The organism is Sorangium sp. So ce295, from assembly GCF_051527405.1.
GTDB lineage: Bacteria > Myxococcota_A > Polyangia > Polyangiales > Polyangiaceae > Sorangium > Sorangium cellulosum_B.
This window is the reverse complement of the sequence record NZ_CP150324.1, coordinates 12,908,926-12,922,649: the sequence shown is the minus strand read 5'-3', so window position 1 is coordinate 12,922,649 and position 13,724 is coordinate 12,908,926. Positions and strand designations below refer to the sequence as shown.

Below are 13,724 nucleotides of genomic sequence, written 5' to 3'. Positions count from 1 at the left end.
ATGTCACCACAAGCCCGCTGCCGCCACAAGGTGGAGGCCGGGCCCTCGCGCCGGGCCGGCTCACACCTCGTGCAGCTTCACCCGGCGTCGCAGGTAGTTGATCAGGTCGATGCGGGTGACCAGCCCGACGAACTCGTCACCATCGGTCACGATCGGCACGAGCCCCGCGTCGAACATCGGAAGGAGCTCCCGGATCGGCGTCCGCACGTCGACCGTCCGGAGCCGCGTCGTCATCGCGGCCTCGACCGACTGGCGGAAGCGCGTCACGTCGTCGACGGCCGCGAGGAGGAGGTCGGACTCGTCCAGGATGCCGATGATCTTGCCGTCCTCCAGGACGGGCAGCTGCGACACGTCGTAGAGCTTCATCCTCGCATAGGCCACGAGGAGCGCGTCCGACCGCTGCACCGTGACCACCGCCCTGTCGGCGTGGCGGCGCGTGATCACGTCGCGCAGATCCCCTGTCGGCGCGCGGTCGGTGAAGCCCTGATCGGCCATCCAGAAATCGTTGTACATCTTCGACAGGTACTTGTTGCCGCTGTCGCAGACGAGGGTGCAGACGCGCTTCGGCGACGACTGCTCGCGGCAATAACGCAGGGCCGCCGCGAGCAGCGTCCCGGACGACGAGCCGGCGAGGATGCCCGTCCTGGAGAGCAGCAGCCGCGCCGTCTCCAGGCTCTCCCGGTCGGAGATCGTGTAAGCGCGCTTGACATGGGAGAGGTCGAGGATGGGAGGGAGGAAGTCCTCCCCGATGCCCTCCACGAGCCATGAGCCCGCCTTGCCGAGCTTGCCGGTCTTGACGTAGCCCGCCAGCACCGAGCCCTCTGGATCGGCGAGCACCATCTCGCAGCGCGGCTGCGCCCTGGAGAAGTAGCGCGAGAGCCCTGTCATGGTGCCGCCGGAGCCGACGCCGCACACCATCGCGTCGATCCTTCGATCGAGCTGCGCGTCGATCTCGGGGCCCGTCCCGGTCTCGTGGGCGAGCGCGTTCGCCGGGTTCTCGAACTGGTTCACGTAAAACGCGCCCTCCTCGCGCGCGATGCGGGCGGCCAGGTCCTGGTAATAGCTCGGGTGGCCCTTCTCGACGTCGGAGCGCGTCATCACCACCTGCGCGCCGAGCGCCTTCAGGTGGAACACCTTCTCCTGGCTCATCTTGTCCGGGATCACGAGCGTGAGCCGGTAGCCCTTCTGCGCCGCGACGAGCGCCAGGCCGAGCCCGGTGTTGCCCGCGGTCGCCTCGACCACGTGGCGCCGCTCGCCCCCGAGCTGGCCGGCGCGCTCGGCCGCCTCGATCATCGACAGGCCGATGCGATCCTTGATGCTGCCGCCCGGGTTCTGGCTCTCCATCTTGAGGAAGAGCTCGCACGGGCCGGCGTCGAGCTGAGTCACCTGGATCATCGGGGTGTGCCCGATGAGAGCGACGATGTTCTCTGCGGGCGCGGGGATCGGCAGGGGCATTGGCATGACAGCTCAACGGTCACACGACGCGCACCGTCTGTCGAGGTGTTCGACCGCGCATGACGCGCGTCGACGAGGGCAGCCTTGGAAAACGGAACAACGTCCGCTAGGATGGACTGCTCCTTGCGGAGCGCGCGAGGGGGCGCGCCAGATAAAGTAAAGAGGGTTTCTCATGTCTCGACCGCTCACAGGGGCCGTGGCGCTCGTCACGGGGGCCAGCCGCGGCGTCGGCAAGGGAGTCGCGCTCGGGCTCGGCGAGGCAGGGGCCACGGTGTACGTGACCGGGCGGACGGTCGCGGAGGGCGAAGCGGCCATCCCGCTGCCCGGCACCATCGATGGCACGGCCGACGAGGTGACGCGGCTCGGCGGGCGCGGGATCGCCGTCCGCTGCGACCACCGGGACGACGAGCAGACCCGGGCCGTCATCGAGCGGATCCGCGTCGAGCAGCACGGGCGGCTCGACGTGCTCGTCAACAACGTCTGGGGTGGATACGAGCACTTCCATGATGGCACCGAGTTCTGGACGGAAGCCGGGTTCTGGGCTGCGCCGTTCTCCCGGTGGGACAAGATGTTCTCCGCGGGCGTGCGGGCCCACTACGTCGCGAGCGCCCTCTCGGCTCCGCTCATGATCGCGCGGGGCCGCGGGCTCATCGTGAACATCTCGTTCATCGCCGCCGAGAAGGACGACATGGGCGTGGCCTACGGCGCGGCCAAGGCCGCCTGTGACCGCATGGCCGGGGCGATGGCGCACGAGCTCAGGCCGCACGGCGTCGCGGCCGTCAGCCTGTACCCGGGCCTCGTGCGGACAGAGGGCGTGATGAAGCACGCGTCCTTCTTCGGCGAGCAGCTCAAGAACAGCGAGAGCCCCACCTTCATCGGCAGGGCCGTCGCCGCCCTGGCCGCCGATCCGGGCGTGATGCAGAAGAGCGGAGCGGTCCTGATCGCGGCCGAGCTGGCGAGGGAATACGGCTTCACCGACGTGGACGGCGCCCAGCCGAGGTCGATCCGTGATGTCGACGCCGGCGACTCCGCGCCGTAGAGGGCGTCAGGCGGCGGGCCGGACGGCCTTTTGAAACGCCGCCAGGCTGCGCGCGTTCAGCACCTCGCCCCGGCGGAGGCCGCCTCGCCGCGCGGTCCCCACGCCGAACCGCAGGTTGTGGAGCGCGCTCGTCGAGTGTGCGTCCGTCGAGATGACGAAGCGGATACCGCGCTTGCGCGCCTCCTTGATCCACCGGGGCTCCATGTCGAGGCGGTACGGGTCCCCGTTCACCTCGATGGCGGCCCTCGACTCGGCCACGGCGTCGAGCACCTCCTCGACGCGGCACGCGAACGGCTCGCGCCGCTGGATGAGCCGGCCGAGCGCGTGCCCCCAGATCTTGAAGACAGGCAGCCGCATGGCGCTGACGAGCCTGCGCGTCATCTGGTCCGCATCCATCTTCATGCGCGAGTGGATGCTCGCGATGACCACGTCGAGCTGCTCCAGGATCGCGTCCGGATAATCGAGCTTCCCCGATTCGAGGATATCCGACTCGGTGCCTCGGAGCAGCTTCACGCTCACGCGCTCCTGGACGCGGGCGATCTCGTCCCACTGATGCTTCAGCCTGTCGAGGCCGACGCCGTTCGCGTAATGGGCGGCGGGCGAGTGATCGGTGATGGTGAGGTATTTCATCCCCATCGCGTCGGCCTCGAGGGCCATCTCCTCGATCGTGTTCTTGCCGTCCGAGTACACCGTGTGGCAGTGCACCATCCCCTGGATATCGCCCTCCTCGACGAGCTCGCCCTCGCGGCCCGCCCGCGCGGCGCGCTCGATGGCAGCGACGATGTCCTCCGCGCTCTCGCGGAGCTCGGGCGCGATGTACGGGACGCCGATGTGCTCGTAGAGGTCCTCTTCCGTCTTCACGGAGAGGCGCTTCTTGCCCCGCGAGAGCCCTCTCTCGTCGAGCGTGAGCCCCAGCTCGCGCGCGAGCGCGCCGAGCGCCGAGAGGTACTCGGGCGCCCCCGTCCGGTGGTGAAGCGCGGCCGCGTAGTCCCGGGGCGGCACGCAGAGGAGCTCGCCGCGCAGGCCGCCCGAGAGCCTCACCCTGCAACGCGCGTCGCCGCGCTCCTCGACCTCGGCGACCCGCGGGGACCGGACGAAGCAGTCGATCACCTGCGCGGCGTCGTCCGCCGCGGCCACGAGGTCGATGCCCGTCACCGTCTCTTCCCAGCGCCGGATCGAGCCCGCGAGATCGGCCTGCTCGGTCGCCTCGCAGCCGCGCACGTGGGCGAGGAGCGGCTCGGCCGCCTCGAGCGCGTCGACGAGCAGGACGCGCTCGTCGCGCGCCTCGTGGAGGGCGATCCCCTCGAGAAGGCTCGCCTCGGTCTTCGCCCCGAAGCCCTTCACCGCCCGGACCTTCCCGGCGAGACAGGCCCGCTTCAGCTCTTCCACGCTGCCGATGCCGAGCGCCTCGTGGAGCGCCTTCATTCGCTTGAGGCTCATGCCCGGCACCTGGGCGAGCTCCAGCACGCCGCTGGGCAGCTCGGCGCGGAGCTCCTCGAGCTGCCCGGAGCGCCCCGTCTGGTAGAGCTCGGCGATCTGGGCGGCGAGCGCCGGGCCGATGCCCTTGATGCCGGTGAGCTTCTTGCTCCTGACGAGCCCGCCGAGGTCGTCCGTGAGCTGCTCCAGCGCCTCGGCCCCTGTCTCGTAAGCGCGCGCTCTGAACGGGTTCTCCCCCTTGATCTGGAGGAGCGTGCCCGTCTCGCGGAGGGCGCGGGCGATGTCGAGCTTGTCGAGCATGGATGACGGCAACTCTAGCACTCGTGGGCCGCCGGAGTTCATGCCGCAAGGCCCCGTGCAGCGGGGCAGTTTGCCACAGCGCCACCGTCGGAGGCACCGGCGGCCGCGCCCGGCCGGGAGCACCGAAGTACGTCAGCGCGCGCTGGCCGCGACCTTTGCCGGCGTCACGCCGAGGACGCGGCGCATGCACCTCGCCATGTGGCTCTGGTGCGAGAACCCGGCCTCGATCGCCACCTGGCTGGCGGGCAGGTCGCCGCGCAGGAGCAGCGCCTTCGCGCGCTCCACCCGGCGCTGGATCACGTACTCGTGCACCGGCACGCCGGTCGACCGCTTGAACAGCGTCTTGAGGTGGGACGCGCTGACCCCGGCGACGCCGGCCAGCCGATCGAGCGACAGGTCGTGCTCGAGGTGCTCCTCGATGTACGCCGTCACGCGCCGTAGCTGCGGCGCAGACAGCCCTCGCCGCAGGCGGCCCGGCGCCTTGTAACGGCCGAGCAGGTGCGCGGCGAGCGCGACGCCAAGGCTCTCCCTGTAGAGAAGCCCGGTCGGATCGCCGGCCCTGCGCTCGGCGTCGAGCGCCCAGGCGATGTGCTCGATCTGCGGGTCCTTGATCTGGTGGCGCGGCTCCAGGCCGGCTTTGTCGGGGTCGAGCCCCATGTCCGCTGCGACCCGGCGCAGCAGCGAAGGGGACAGCGCCAGGATGAGCGAGGTGCCCGCGTCGTCCTCCTGCCAGACGTCCGAGGCTCCGGCGGGGATCAGGTCCACGTCGCCGCGCGTGTAGACGAACCGATCGGCGCGGCAGGCCCCGCGTACCGGCGCGCCCGCATGGATCTTCACCCGATGATCCTGCGAGGCCTCGAGCGCGATCACGCCAGGCTGGGTCGAGTGAACGCCGACATGGACCCCGACGTACGGGCGCGGCGCGCCCGTGGACGGCTCCAGTCGGAGGGGGGCTCGGGTCTGTCCGATGACCTGCATCCCCGCCAGTATCCACCGCCGCCGAGCGGCGCGCCACGGGGCGGCTCCGCGCTCACCGCCGTCCGAATGTGCTCTCCGGGCGTCCGATCGTGCGCGACGGCCCGGGTCGCAGGCCCCCACCTTGGCCGGCACGAAGGCGCGCCCGTCATCGGCAGACGGGCCGCAAACGAAGGAGCTCACATGCTTGAAGTCACGGTCATCGGTCTGGGTCTCATGGGCACCGCGCTCGCTCGGGGATTGCTCCGCGGCGGCGCCCGCGTCACCGTCTGGAACCGCTCGATCGCGAAGGCCGCGCCGCTCGTCGCGGAGGGAGCGGTGCTGGCCCCGAGCGCGGCCGCGGCGGCGCAGGCGAGCGGGATCGTGATCACCTGCGTCACCGACTACCGCGCGACGTACGGCGTGCTGGAGGGGCGCGACGTGGTCTCCTCCCTCGCCGGCAAGGTGCTCGTCCAGCTCAGCACGGGAAGCCCCGAGGACGCGCGTACCCTCGAAGGGTGGGCGAAGCAGCGCGGCATCGACTACCTCGACGGCGCCATCCTGGCCACCCCGAGCCAGATGGGGAAGCCGGAGAGCAGCATCCTCGTCTCGGGCTCGGGCTCGGCCTACGAGAAGAGCAGGCCGCTGCTCGAGAGCATGGCCGGGACCGTGAGCTACCTCGGGGAGAAGGTCGGCTGGGCGGCGGCCATGGACCTGGCGTTCCTGTCGCACCTGTTCGCGGGGCTCCTCGGCTTCTACCACGGCGCCCGCATCTGCGAGGCCGAAGGGATCCGCGTGGCCGACTTCGGGGCCATGGCGGCCGTCGTCGCTCCGGCCATCGGTGGGATGGTCAAGCACGACGCGGACTCCATCCAGTCCGGAGCGTACGACGCCTCGGAGGCCACGCTGGAGATCTGCGCGCAGGCCGTCGAGCTCATCCAGCGGCAGGCGCGGGAAGCGAGGATCAACGCCGAGCTCCCGGCGTTCGCCGCGGCGCTCTTCAGGAAGGGAGTCGCCGCGGGCCACGGGGCGGAGTCGCCAGCCGCGCTCATCAAGGTGTTTCGCGAGAGCGCTTGAAGCTGGCGATCCGCGGCACGCGGGCAGAGGAGCCCGAGGCGCGCCTCGTCAGAAATAGGAACGTGAGCCCTCCGCGACGCTGCCGGCGAGGGCCGCGCGGAGGGCTCAAGGCCCTGGCAGGTCGCGCGCGCACATCGCCGATACATAGTAGTGGCGGCCATCGGTCTCGTAGGGTGCGCGGTAGGTCGTCGTCTGCCGGTATCCGGCGGCGACGAAGCTCCCGCCGTGCGTGACACGCAGGGCAGCGTGGTTGTCGAGGCGGGAGCAATCGGCGCACGGTACGAGCGGGCGGTCGTCGTCGGCGGCGTCGCGCGTGACCTTGTAGGCCTCGCCGGCGAGATCGAGCTGGCCCCAGCGCCCCGCGCCCCTGGGAAAGGAGCCGACGGGCGCGAGATCGTCGGTCGTGCAGTGGATGAGGCTCCACGGGGGAAACGCGTCCTCGCAGGGCAGCGACGTCGCGCCTTCCCCCTGGCAGCAGAAGGCCGCGTCTTCGGAGGTGATGGGGGAAGAGCCCCACGGATACAGCCGCTGCTCGTCGCCGCCTGCAGCCGCGTAGTTCATCTCGGCCTGGGTCGGCAGGCGCCCGCCGTCCCACGCGCAGAACGCGAACAGCTCGAGCCATGTCGCGCACACGATGGGTTTGTCCTCGTTCGCCGCCGGAGCGTCGGTCCACGTCGGCCAGCCGTAAGGATCGCAGACGAGCGCTTGCTTCATCGCCGCCGTGGTCGCCTGGAGCATGGTGTTCCAGGCCGGGTCCCACCCGCTGTCCGGGATCTTCGGGTGCGCCCCTGCGCCGGCCGGCGGCGGGCTCAGCTGCGTCGGGCCGCCGGTCTCTTCCAGGTAACGGCGAAACCGCCCGACGGTGACCATGTACTTGTCCAGGTGGAAGCTGCTCACGCTCGCTGGATACCGCGGGTCGTTGAGCCGGTTGAACGTCCCGCCGGGCACGAGCAGGCTGGCGCAGCAGTCGTCGTCGTGGCCGAGGCCACAGCGGTTGTCGGCGCCGGGTGTGCCGCCCGCGCAGCTCGGCGGAGGCGCCTGCGCGCGGTCGCGCCCTGCGTGAACGGAAGCATTCGCGTCCTGCTCCGCAACGCCACCGCTGTACGCGTGGCTGGATCCCAGGATCGCCGCGAGCGTGCAGAGGGCGAGGAGGGTCGAGAGCGGCTGTCGAGACGGTCGAGTGGCCATTTGAGCGCTTAGGTGCGAGCGCCGCCGCTCTGGTTGTGCGACACGGCGGAAGGCCAGCGCGAGGCGGCTCGGGCGCCCAGGCGCACGGGAACCAGCGAGCTCCTCCTCCGCGCTTTCCTGGCTTCCTGCGATGCCGTCAGAGCCCTTGAAGGTCGCAACCGTCGACTGGACCGGTCGAACAACGGGCCCGTTCGCGGTCGCCAGCCGCGAGGCGCCGCGCTGCATCGCCGGAGCTGGCGCGCGCGTCCGCACGGTGCCGCTGGAGCGCGAGATCAGGCCTGGATCCAGGCCCTTGCGAGCCGCTACGCTGGAGTGCCCTCATGCCTCCGCACCGACCGCCTCGCGACCCCGGCCATCGCTACCCTTCATTGCCCTCGTCCGTGGTGTCCGCGTTCATCCGCCCCGCGAGGCTCGATGCGCTGCTCGCCCCCTGGATGCCCGACGCGGAGGAGCGCGCCTTCGTCGTCCGGTGCATCGTCGGGGAGGGCCCGGTCCATCACCGCGGCGCGAGCTACACGCTGGTCTGCCTGCTCGGTCTGCTGCTCGAGGAGCTCGGCCCGCCGGCGGGCAACGCGCCGAGCGGCGAGTCGCTGCCCGTCCCGATCCGCCTGCCGCCGCACCTCGCGCGCGGCAGCGAGCACGACTACCCGCTGGCCATCCCGCTCGCGCCGCTGACGCGCCTCGCCCCGAAGGGCTCGCCGGAGCTCGCGGCGCTCGTCGACTGCCTCACCGACGGGCCGCCGCACCACGCGCTCGCCAACGCCGCGATGGTCTGCCTGCTCGACGCCCTCTTCGCGCGCGCCGAGCGCGCCCGCGCCGGGGCGGAGCCGGCCTGATGGCGCTGCCGCCGGCGCTCGGACAGGCGTTCCGGATGGTGGCCGCCGAGCTGGGCATGCGCTCGGCGGCGCGGCTGTTCCTGCGCGAGCTGATGAGCGAAGGCGGCGCCCCGCTCGCGCGTGAGGCCCGCGACCAGCTCGGGCGCGAGTTCCCCGTCCTCGACTTCGTCGCCGAGCAGTGGCTCTCCGGCGGCGCCGAGGCGCCGCTCGACCTGGCAGGCGTCCTCGACGCGCTCCGCGGCGTGACCCGGCTGCTCGTCGTGGGGCTGGAGGCCGACTGCCTCGACGCGCTCGTGCCGCGGCTCTCCGGCGTCGAGGCGGGCCTCGTCACCGACGCGGGCGGGCTCGACACGGACTTCGGCCGTGTGCTCGCGAACTACGACGGGCTCATCGCGCCGGTGGGTCTGTCCGAGCTCCACCGCTGGGCCGGGCGGAGGAGCGCGCTGCTCACGTTCGTCTACGGCACCGACGGGCATGCGGCGCACGTGAGCCCCTCGTGGCTGCGCGTCTCGGGCCCCGACGTGCGGACCCAGTTCCGCTCGCTGATCGGCTGGGACATCCTCGGCCGGCCCATGACGGTGTACCCGCGCTGGATGGTCGAGACGAGCGCGGCCGATTTCTCGTGCCTCGTCGGGCCGGCCCCGCGCGCCCCCGCGCCCGAGGTCGCCGCCGCCGGCGCGGGCGAGCCGCGCGCGCTCGCGCCGGCGATCGAGGCGACGTGACGGCCCCCCAGGCCGCGCTCTTCGCCGTCCTGCTCGGCACGCTGCTGCTCCAGGCGCTCCTGCCGTCGCGCCGCGTGCTCATCGTGACGGGCGGCGCGGGCCTCGCCTGCCTCGCGTCGACGCTGCTCGGGGTCGCGACCACGCCGCGCCTGCTCGCCGATGTGCCGTGGGACGTGCTCGTCATCCTCGTGACGCTGGGGCTCCTGTCCCAGCTCTTCGCCGCCTCGCGGCTCTTCGACCGCCTCGCCGTCGCGGCGACGCGGCTGAGCGGCGCCGAGCCCTTCCGCGTCCTCGTGGTGTTCTCGATCGCGATGTACGTCGTGAGCGGCGTCGTCAACAACCTCACGGCGCTCGTGCTCGTCCTGCCGGTGCTGCACGTGCTGCTCAAGCTGATGGGCACGCGCCAGCGGTACGTCTCCTGGCTGCTCGGCCTGCTGCTCGTCGCGTGCAACCTCGGCGGGGCCGCCACGCCGATCGGCGATTTCCCGGCCATCCTGCTGCTCGGCCGGGGCAGCATGACGTTCGGGGGCTACCTCTCGCGCGCCGCCCCGGCGACGCTCTGCGCGCTCGCCGTGCTGCTCCTCGTCGTGCGCGCCGTGGTGCGCCCGGCCGCGGGTGTTCCGCGCGATCCGGTCTCGGCGCGGCTCACGCGCGCGGCCATGGAGGCGCTGCACCGGCGGGTGCGGGCCGACCGGCGCCTCCTCGTGCCGGCGGCGGCGTCGCTCGGCGCGATGGTGGTCGCGTGGCTGTTCCTGCCCGCGGAGCTCGGCGTCGGCCCCGAGCTCGTGTGCTGGCTCGGCACCGGCGCGGCGCTGCTCGCGTCGCGCAGGCTCGGCGAGCGGCTCGCGCGGACGGGGCTCGACATCGAGGCGGTGCTCTTCCTGCTCTCGCTCTTCGTGATGGTCGCGGCGGTGCGGCGCACCGGCCTGTTCGAGGAGGTCTCGCGCTCGCTGGCGCGGCTCCCGGTCGCGCCGTCGCTGCAGCTCGTCGCGTTCCTCGTCCTCGCCGGCGTGCTCACCGGGCTGTTCTCGGCGGGCCCCAGCATGGCGGCGCTGCTCGACGTGGCCGAGTCGCTCGCCGAGCGGCTGCCCGGGCCCGCCGTGTATGTCGGCCTCGCCCTGTCCGTCTGCGCGGGCAGCTCGCTCTTCCTGACCGCCGCGACGTCGGGCCCGCTCGCGCAGGCGCTCACCGAGCGGGCCGACCTGCGGGACGTCGACGGCAGGCCCATCCGGTTCGGCTTCTTCGATTTCCTGCCGACCGGGCTCCTGAGCTTCGCGATCATCCAGGCCGTGGCGATCGCGTACGCGCTCCTCGCCATCTGGGCGGCCCGATGAGGTCGCCCGCCGCGGGAAGGAGATGGCTCGCGCTGCGAGAGATGGGTGGCATTCGCGTCCGGGTGGGTGCGCCTCGAGCATGAAGACGGGTCGCGGCCGTCTCCGGCTGGCTCCCGCTCCAGCATGAAGACGGGTCGAGGCCGTCTCCCGCTGGACATGCCCCCAACAAAACACGGGTCGCCCCGTCTCCCGGTGGACGTGGCTCCACAAAAAAGATGAGTCGCACTCGTCTCCCGGTGGACGTGCACCTCCGGTAGGTCGTGGCCCATCTACGCCGGTGGACGACCAGGGCTCCACCCTCGACCAGGGGGCGCCGCGGCTTCGCTTTCGGCGTGCGCCCATCGACCGATGCGCGATGCACGCGTGGGTCATGCACGCTGCGATTCGTGACATGTCACGCCGCGACTCGTGACATGTCACGCGGCGATCCGTGGCATGCGACGTTGCAGTCCGTGACATGTCACAGAGAAATGAGCCGCCTTTCACGGCGGGCGACTGATTCTGCCGGCGCGTGGAACGCGACATCTCGAGACATCGAGCGCCCTCTGCCCCTGGCACACGGCGTGCGTTGACCGCTCCAAGCGGACCTAGCAGCGTCGAGCTCTCGGGCTCGGCATCACGATGCGCCTGACCGCGAATCGACGCGGGTGGGCCTCTTTGTCTTGGAGAGAAGAAAATGCGATTGAGAAGCACTTGGATGATGATGCCGCTCATGCTCATGATCGGGGCCTGCATCGGCGTGAACGAGGACGACGAGCCCGCCCTCGATCCCACGATCGAGACCAAGAGCGCCGGACAGGCGCTCATGTCGTCCCTCGATCGACGGCGGATCCCGATTCGCGCCATTGCCCAGGCCGATAGCGATTGCACTACGAGGCCGGCCCCGCTCTGCGGCACGACGTGCTTCGGGCATAACGGCGAACTGAATGATACGCGCTTGCAGCAGGGCATCGCGATCGCCAACGAGATCTACGCCGCGGCCGGCGTGGAGTTCTACCTGCGGAGCTTCACGCGCGTGGAAGCCCCGGCCCTCTGGTGCGCCGAGACCTCGGCGCAGACGTGGGCAGATGTGAAGAGCACGATCATGGCCGCCTTCCCGGAGGTCCCGGCGAACGCCTGGCCCGACACGACCGTGAAAGGCACGACGCCGGCCGGGGCCTCGTTCAAGAACGACTGGTGGCACGCGACAGCCGCGACCTACGCGCCCGATGACGAGATCGTCGTGGTCATCAACGGAAGACACCCCGACAACATCAACGCGGCCGACTTCCCGCACGTCGGGAGGATCGCCATGATGCTTCCGGGGAGCCTCGACGACGCGTCTCTGGCGCACGAGCTCGGGCATTATGTGGGGCTGGCCCACGTGTTCCAGACGGCAAACGGCCAGGATCCCGACACGGGCCTCACCTGGAAGAAGGCCGATCGCTACGATCTCATGTTCAGGTCCACGACGAGCGGTCCGGTCTTCTTCGGCAGCAAGGCCGCGGCGACGCCTTTCGAGAGCAGCCTCGCGTTGATCGGTCCATCGTGCACCTACGAGGACACCACGGTCTGCGACGTGAGCTGTACGCTCGCAGGAGACACCTTCGTCCCGGGTGACCCGGAGATCGACGGCGTGGCGCGCCTGTATCCGGACGGCGTCGTCGGGTTGAACGTCATGGATTACCAGTCGGTCAACGTATGCAGTCGGCGGCACATCTCCGATTCCCAGGCCCACATGATCTGGTCGTTCCTGAACCGCGAGCCGCCCATCACGACGCAGTTCATCGAGCGCGTGGGCACGCTGCCGACCGGATACACGAAGCCGCTCATCACCGCCCGCCCGCGCCTCGGCCTCGTCCCTGGCACCTGGTCGACCGCGCGTAACTTCTGCCGCGCCGCGGACGAGCACCTCTACTCGGGCGACTTCAACGGCGATGGCCGCATGGATCTGCTCTGCAACCAGGACGACGGCGATATGTTCGTCGATCTCGCCAACACGAGCGGCGAGTTTTGGTCCTCCGACTGGTCCCTCTCGGCTCGCAACTTCTGCCGCGCCGCGGACGAGCGCCTGTACGTCGGCGATTTCAACGGCGATGGCCGCGACGATCTGCTCTGCAACCAGGACGACGGCGACATGTTCGTCGATCTCGCCAACACGAGCGGCCAGTTCCTGGGCTCCGACTGGTCCCTCTCGGCTCGCAACTTCTGCCGCGCCGCGGACGAGCACCTGTACGTCGGCGATTTCAACGGCGATGGCCGCGACGATCTGCTCTGCAACCAGGACGATGGCGACATGTTCGTCGATCTCGCCAACACGAGCGGCGAGTTTTGGTCCTCCGACTGGTCCCTCTCGGGTCGCGACTTCTGCAACGGGACCGGCAAGAAGCTCTACGTGGGCGACTTCAACGGCGATGGCCGTGATGATGCGCTCTGCAACCAGACCAACGGCGCCATCGCCGTCGACCTGTCGAACACGAGCGGCCAGTTCTGGAGCAGCGATTGGAGCCTCGCCACGCGCAACTTCTGCACGGGCTCGAACGCCACGCTCCACGTCGGCGACTTCAACAACGACGGCCGGAGCGACCTCATGTGCCGCGATGGTGTGTCGGGGAAGACCGAGATCGATCTCTCGAACACCACCGGCCAGTTCTGGACGGCCGAGTGGCGCGGCGACCTCGACGGCTGGTGCACCGGCGCCACGATCAAGGACGTTCACGTCGGCAATGCCGACGGGCAGTTCGGCTCGGATATCGTGTGCAACGAGACCAACGGCACGCTGAACGTGGCGAAGGTGCGGATGGAGTGATCGCTCGATCCCCTGTCCGGTCCATCTCGTGCGCGACCATCCGCTCTCGGAACGCCTGCTGCGCGCCCTGCGAGAGTTATTCGGTCTCTCTGGATAGCACGATCACGTCGTGGTTGTGGCGTTAGCTAAGCTGGATGGGCGGAGCGAATCTTGACACGGGCGAAGGTTCCGCGGTTTCCTCTCCGCCGGCGTCGCCGACTCCGCGTCGAGTCGGTGCGCCGGCGGTGGCGCGAGCTCTGCGCCATCGCCGAGCGAGGTGGAGAGGTTCCATCGCGTTTCTCAGGAGGGGTGACATGAAGCAGATGACGGATGATCCGTTCACGCTCGTCGTGATCAACAGCAAGGGAGATGGCTACTACGTGATCGACAGCAGAGACCTCGGGCCGCCGAGGCGGCCGCTCGAGCCGATCTGCAAGGAGCTCGTCGAGCAGCGCGTCGCGACGCAGCACGTGCCGTACGCGGATGCGCCGCTGGCCCACCGTCTCGTCGAGCAGGAGCTGGCGCGCGGCGGCGCCGCCGAGGAGGTCGGGCCCGCGGAGTTCTGCGGCACGTTCTACTTCAACCTGAACGCGTTCAAGCCGCAGGACTAGGGCC

Annotated in this window: 11 protein-coding genes; 7 read left to right on the top strand and 4 right to left on the bottom strand. The window is 70.5% G+C overall.

Annotated elements, in window-relative coordinates; all coding sequences use genetic code 11:
- Positions 1 to 60: 60 nt before the first annotated feature.
- On the bottom strand, positions 61 to 1,455 hold the full coding sequence (locus WMF11_RS48730; RefSeq protein ID WP_437979405.1) for a pyridoxal-phosphate dependent enzyme: 1,395 nt from the start codon (positions 1,453 to 1,455) through the stop codon (positions 61 to 63).
- A gap of 172 nt (positions 1,456 to 1,627) precedes the next feature.
- Here WMF11_RS48730 and WMF11_RS48725 point away from each other — a divergent pair, with 172 nt between their 5' ends.
- A complete protein-coding gene (locus WMF11_RS48725) occupies positions 1,628 to 2,494 on the top strand; it encodes an SDR family NAD(P)-dependent oxidoreductase (RefSeq protein WP_437975628.1) in 867 nt (288 codons plus the stop codon).
- A 6-nt stretch (positions 2,495 to 2,500) separates the two neighbouring features.
- On the opposite strand, the gene WMF11_RS48720 is transcribed toward WMF11_RS48725, so the two are convergent.
- Complete coding sequence (locus WMF11_RS48720; protein WP_437975627.1) at positions 2,501 to 4,231, bottom strand: helix-hairpin-helix domain-containing protein; 1,731 nt, start codon at positions 4,229 to 4,231, stop codon at positions 2,501 to 2,503.
- Positions 4,232 to 4,363: 132 nt separating this feature from the next.
- Complete coding sequence (locus WMF11_RS48715) at positions 4,364 to 5,209, bottom strand: helix-turn-helix domain-containing protein (RefSeq protein WP_437975626.1); 846 nt, start codon at positions 5,207 to 5,209, stop codon at positions 4,364 to 4,366.
- A gap of 180 nt (positions 5,210 to 5,389) precedes the next feature.
- Between WMF11_RS48715 and WMF11_RS48710 the strand changes: the two genes are divergently transcribed.
- Complete coding sequence (locus WMF11_RS48710; protein WP_437975625.1) at positions 5,390 to 6,262, top strand: NAD(P)-dependent oxidoreductase; 873 nt, start codon at positions 5,390 to 5,392, stop codon at positions 6,260 to 6,262.
- 105 nt (positions 6,263 to 6,367) lie between these two features.
- Here WMF11_RS48710 and WMF11_RS48705 read toward each other — a convergent pair whose 3' ends face one another.
- Positions 6,368 to 7,450, bottom strand: a complete 1,083-nt coding sequence (locus WMF11_RS48705; protein ID WP_437975624.1) for a formylglycine-generating enzyme family protein — start codon at positions 7,448 to 7,450, stop codon at positions 6,368 to 6,370.
- A gap of 320 nt (positions 7,451 to 7,770) precedes the next feature.
- Between WMF11_RS48705 and WMF11_RS48700 the strand changes: the two genes are divergently transcribed.
- The 5 genes from WMF11_RS48700 (at position 7,771) to WMF11_RS48680 (ending at position 13,720) form a co-directional block, all read left to right on the top strand.
- Positions 7,771 to 8,286: a hypothetical protein gene (locus WMF11_RS48700; protein ID WP_437547616.1), complete on the top strand. Its 516-nt coding sequence runs from the start codon at positions 7,771 to 7,773 to the stop codon at positions 8,284 to 8,286.
- Complete coding sequence (locus WMF11_RS48695) at positions 8,286 to 9,008, top strand: hypothetical protein (RefSeq protein WP_437975623.1); 723 nt, start codon at positions 8,286 to 8,288, stop codon at positions 9,006 to 9,008. Before WMF11_RS48700 ends, WMF11_RS48695 begins: the two co-directional genes overlap by 1 nt.
- Entirely contained in the window at positions 9,005 to 10,342 is a 1,338-nt protein-coding gene (locus tag WMF11_RS48690) for an SLC13 family permease (protein ID WP_437975622.1), read from the top strand. Before WMF11_RS48695 ends, WMF11_RS48690 begins: the two co-directional genes overlap by 4 nt.
- 697 nt (positions 10,343 to 11,039) lie before the next feature.
- Complete coding sequence (locus WMF11_RS48685) at positions 11,040 to 13,130, top strand: FG-GAP-like repeat-containing protein (RefSeq protein ID WP_437975621.1); 2,091 nt, start codon at positions 11,040 to 11,042, stop codon at positions 13,128 to 13,130.
- Between the two features lie 293 nt (positions 13,131 to 13,423).
- Positions 13,424 to 13,720, top strand: a complete 297-nt coding sequence (locus WMF11_RS48680) for a hypothetical protein (RefSeq protein ID WP_437905830.1) — start codon at positions 13,424 to 13,426, stop codon at positions 13,718 to 13,720.
- The last annotated feature ends 4 nt before the right edge of the window (positions 13,721 to 13,724 follow it).

Bases quoted from the DNA above. Each gene is read 5' to 3' on its own strand.
- WMF11_RS48695 (WP_437975623.1), top strand. From the start codon at position 8,286: ATGGCGCTGCCGCCGGCGCTCGGACAGGCGTTCCGGATGGTGGCCGCC.
- WMF11_RS48685 (WP_437975621.1), top strand. From the start codon at position 11,040: ATGATGATGCCGCTCATGCTCATGATCGGGGCCTGCATCGGCGTGAAC.
- WMF11_RS48710 (WP_437975625.1), top strand. From the start codon at position 5,390: ATGCTTGAAGTCACGGTCATCGGTCTGGGTCTCATGGGCACCGCGCTC.
- WMF11_RS48725 (WP_437975628.1), top strand. From the start codon at position 1,628: ATGTCTCGACCGCTCACAGGGGCCGTGGCGCTCGTCACGGGGGCCAGC.
- WMF11_RS48720 (WP_437975627.1), bottom strand. From the start codon at position 4,231: ATGCTCGACAAGCTCGACATCGCCCGCGCCCTCCGCGAGACGGGCACG.
- WMF11_RS48700 (WP_437547616.1), top strand. From the start codon at position 7,771: ATGCCTCCGCACCGACCGCCTCGCGACCCCGGCCATCGCTACCCTTCA.
- WMF11_RS48680 (WP_437905830.1), top strand. From the start codon at position 13,424: ATGAAGCAGATGACGGATGATCCGTTCACGCTCGTCGTGATCAACAGC.
- WMF11_RS48730 (WP_437979405.1), bottom strand. From the start codon at position 1,455: ATGCCCCTGCCGATCCCCGCGCCCGCAGAGAACATCGTCGCTCTCATC.
- WMF11_RS48705 (WP_437975624.1), bottom strand. From the start codon at position 7,450: ATGGCCACTCGACCGTCTCGACAGCCGCTCTCGACCCTCCTCGCCCTC.
- WMF11_RS48715 (WP_437975626.1), bottom strand. From the start codon at position 5,209: ATGCAGGTCATCGGACAGACCCGAGCCCCCCTCCGACTGGAGCCGTCC.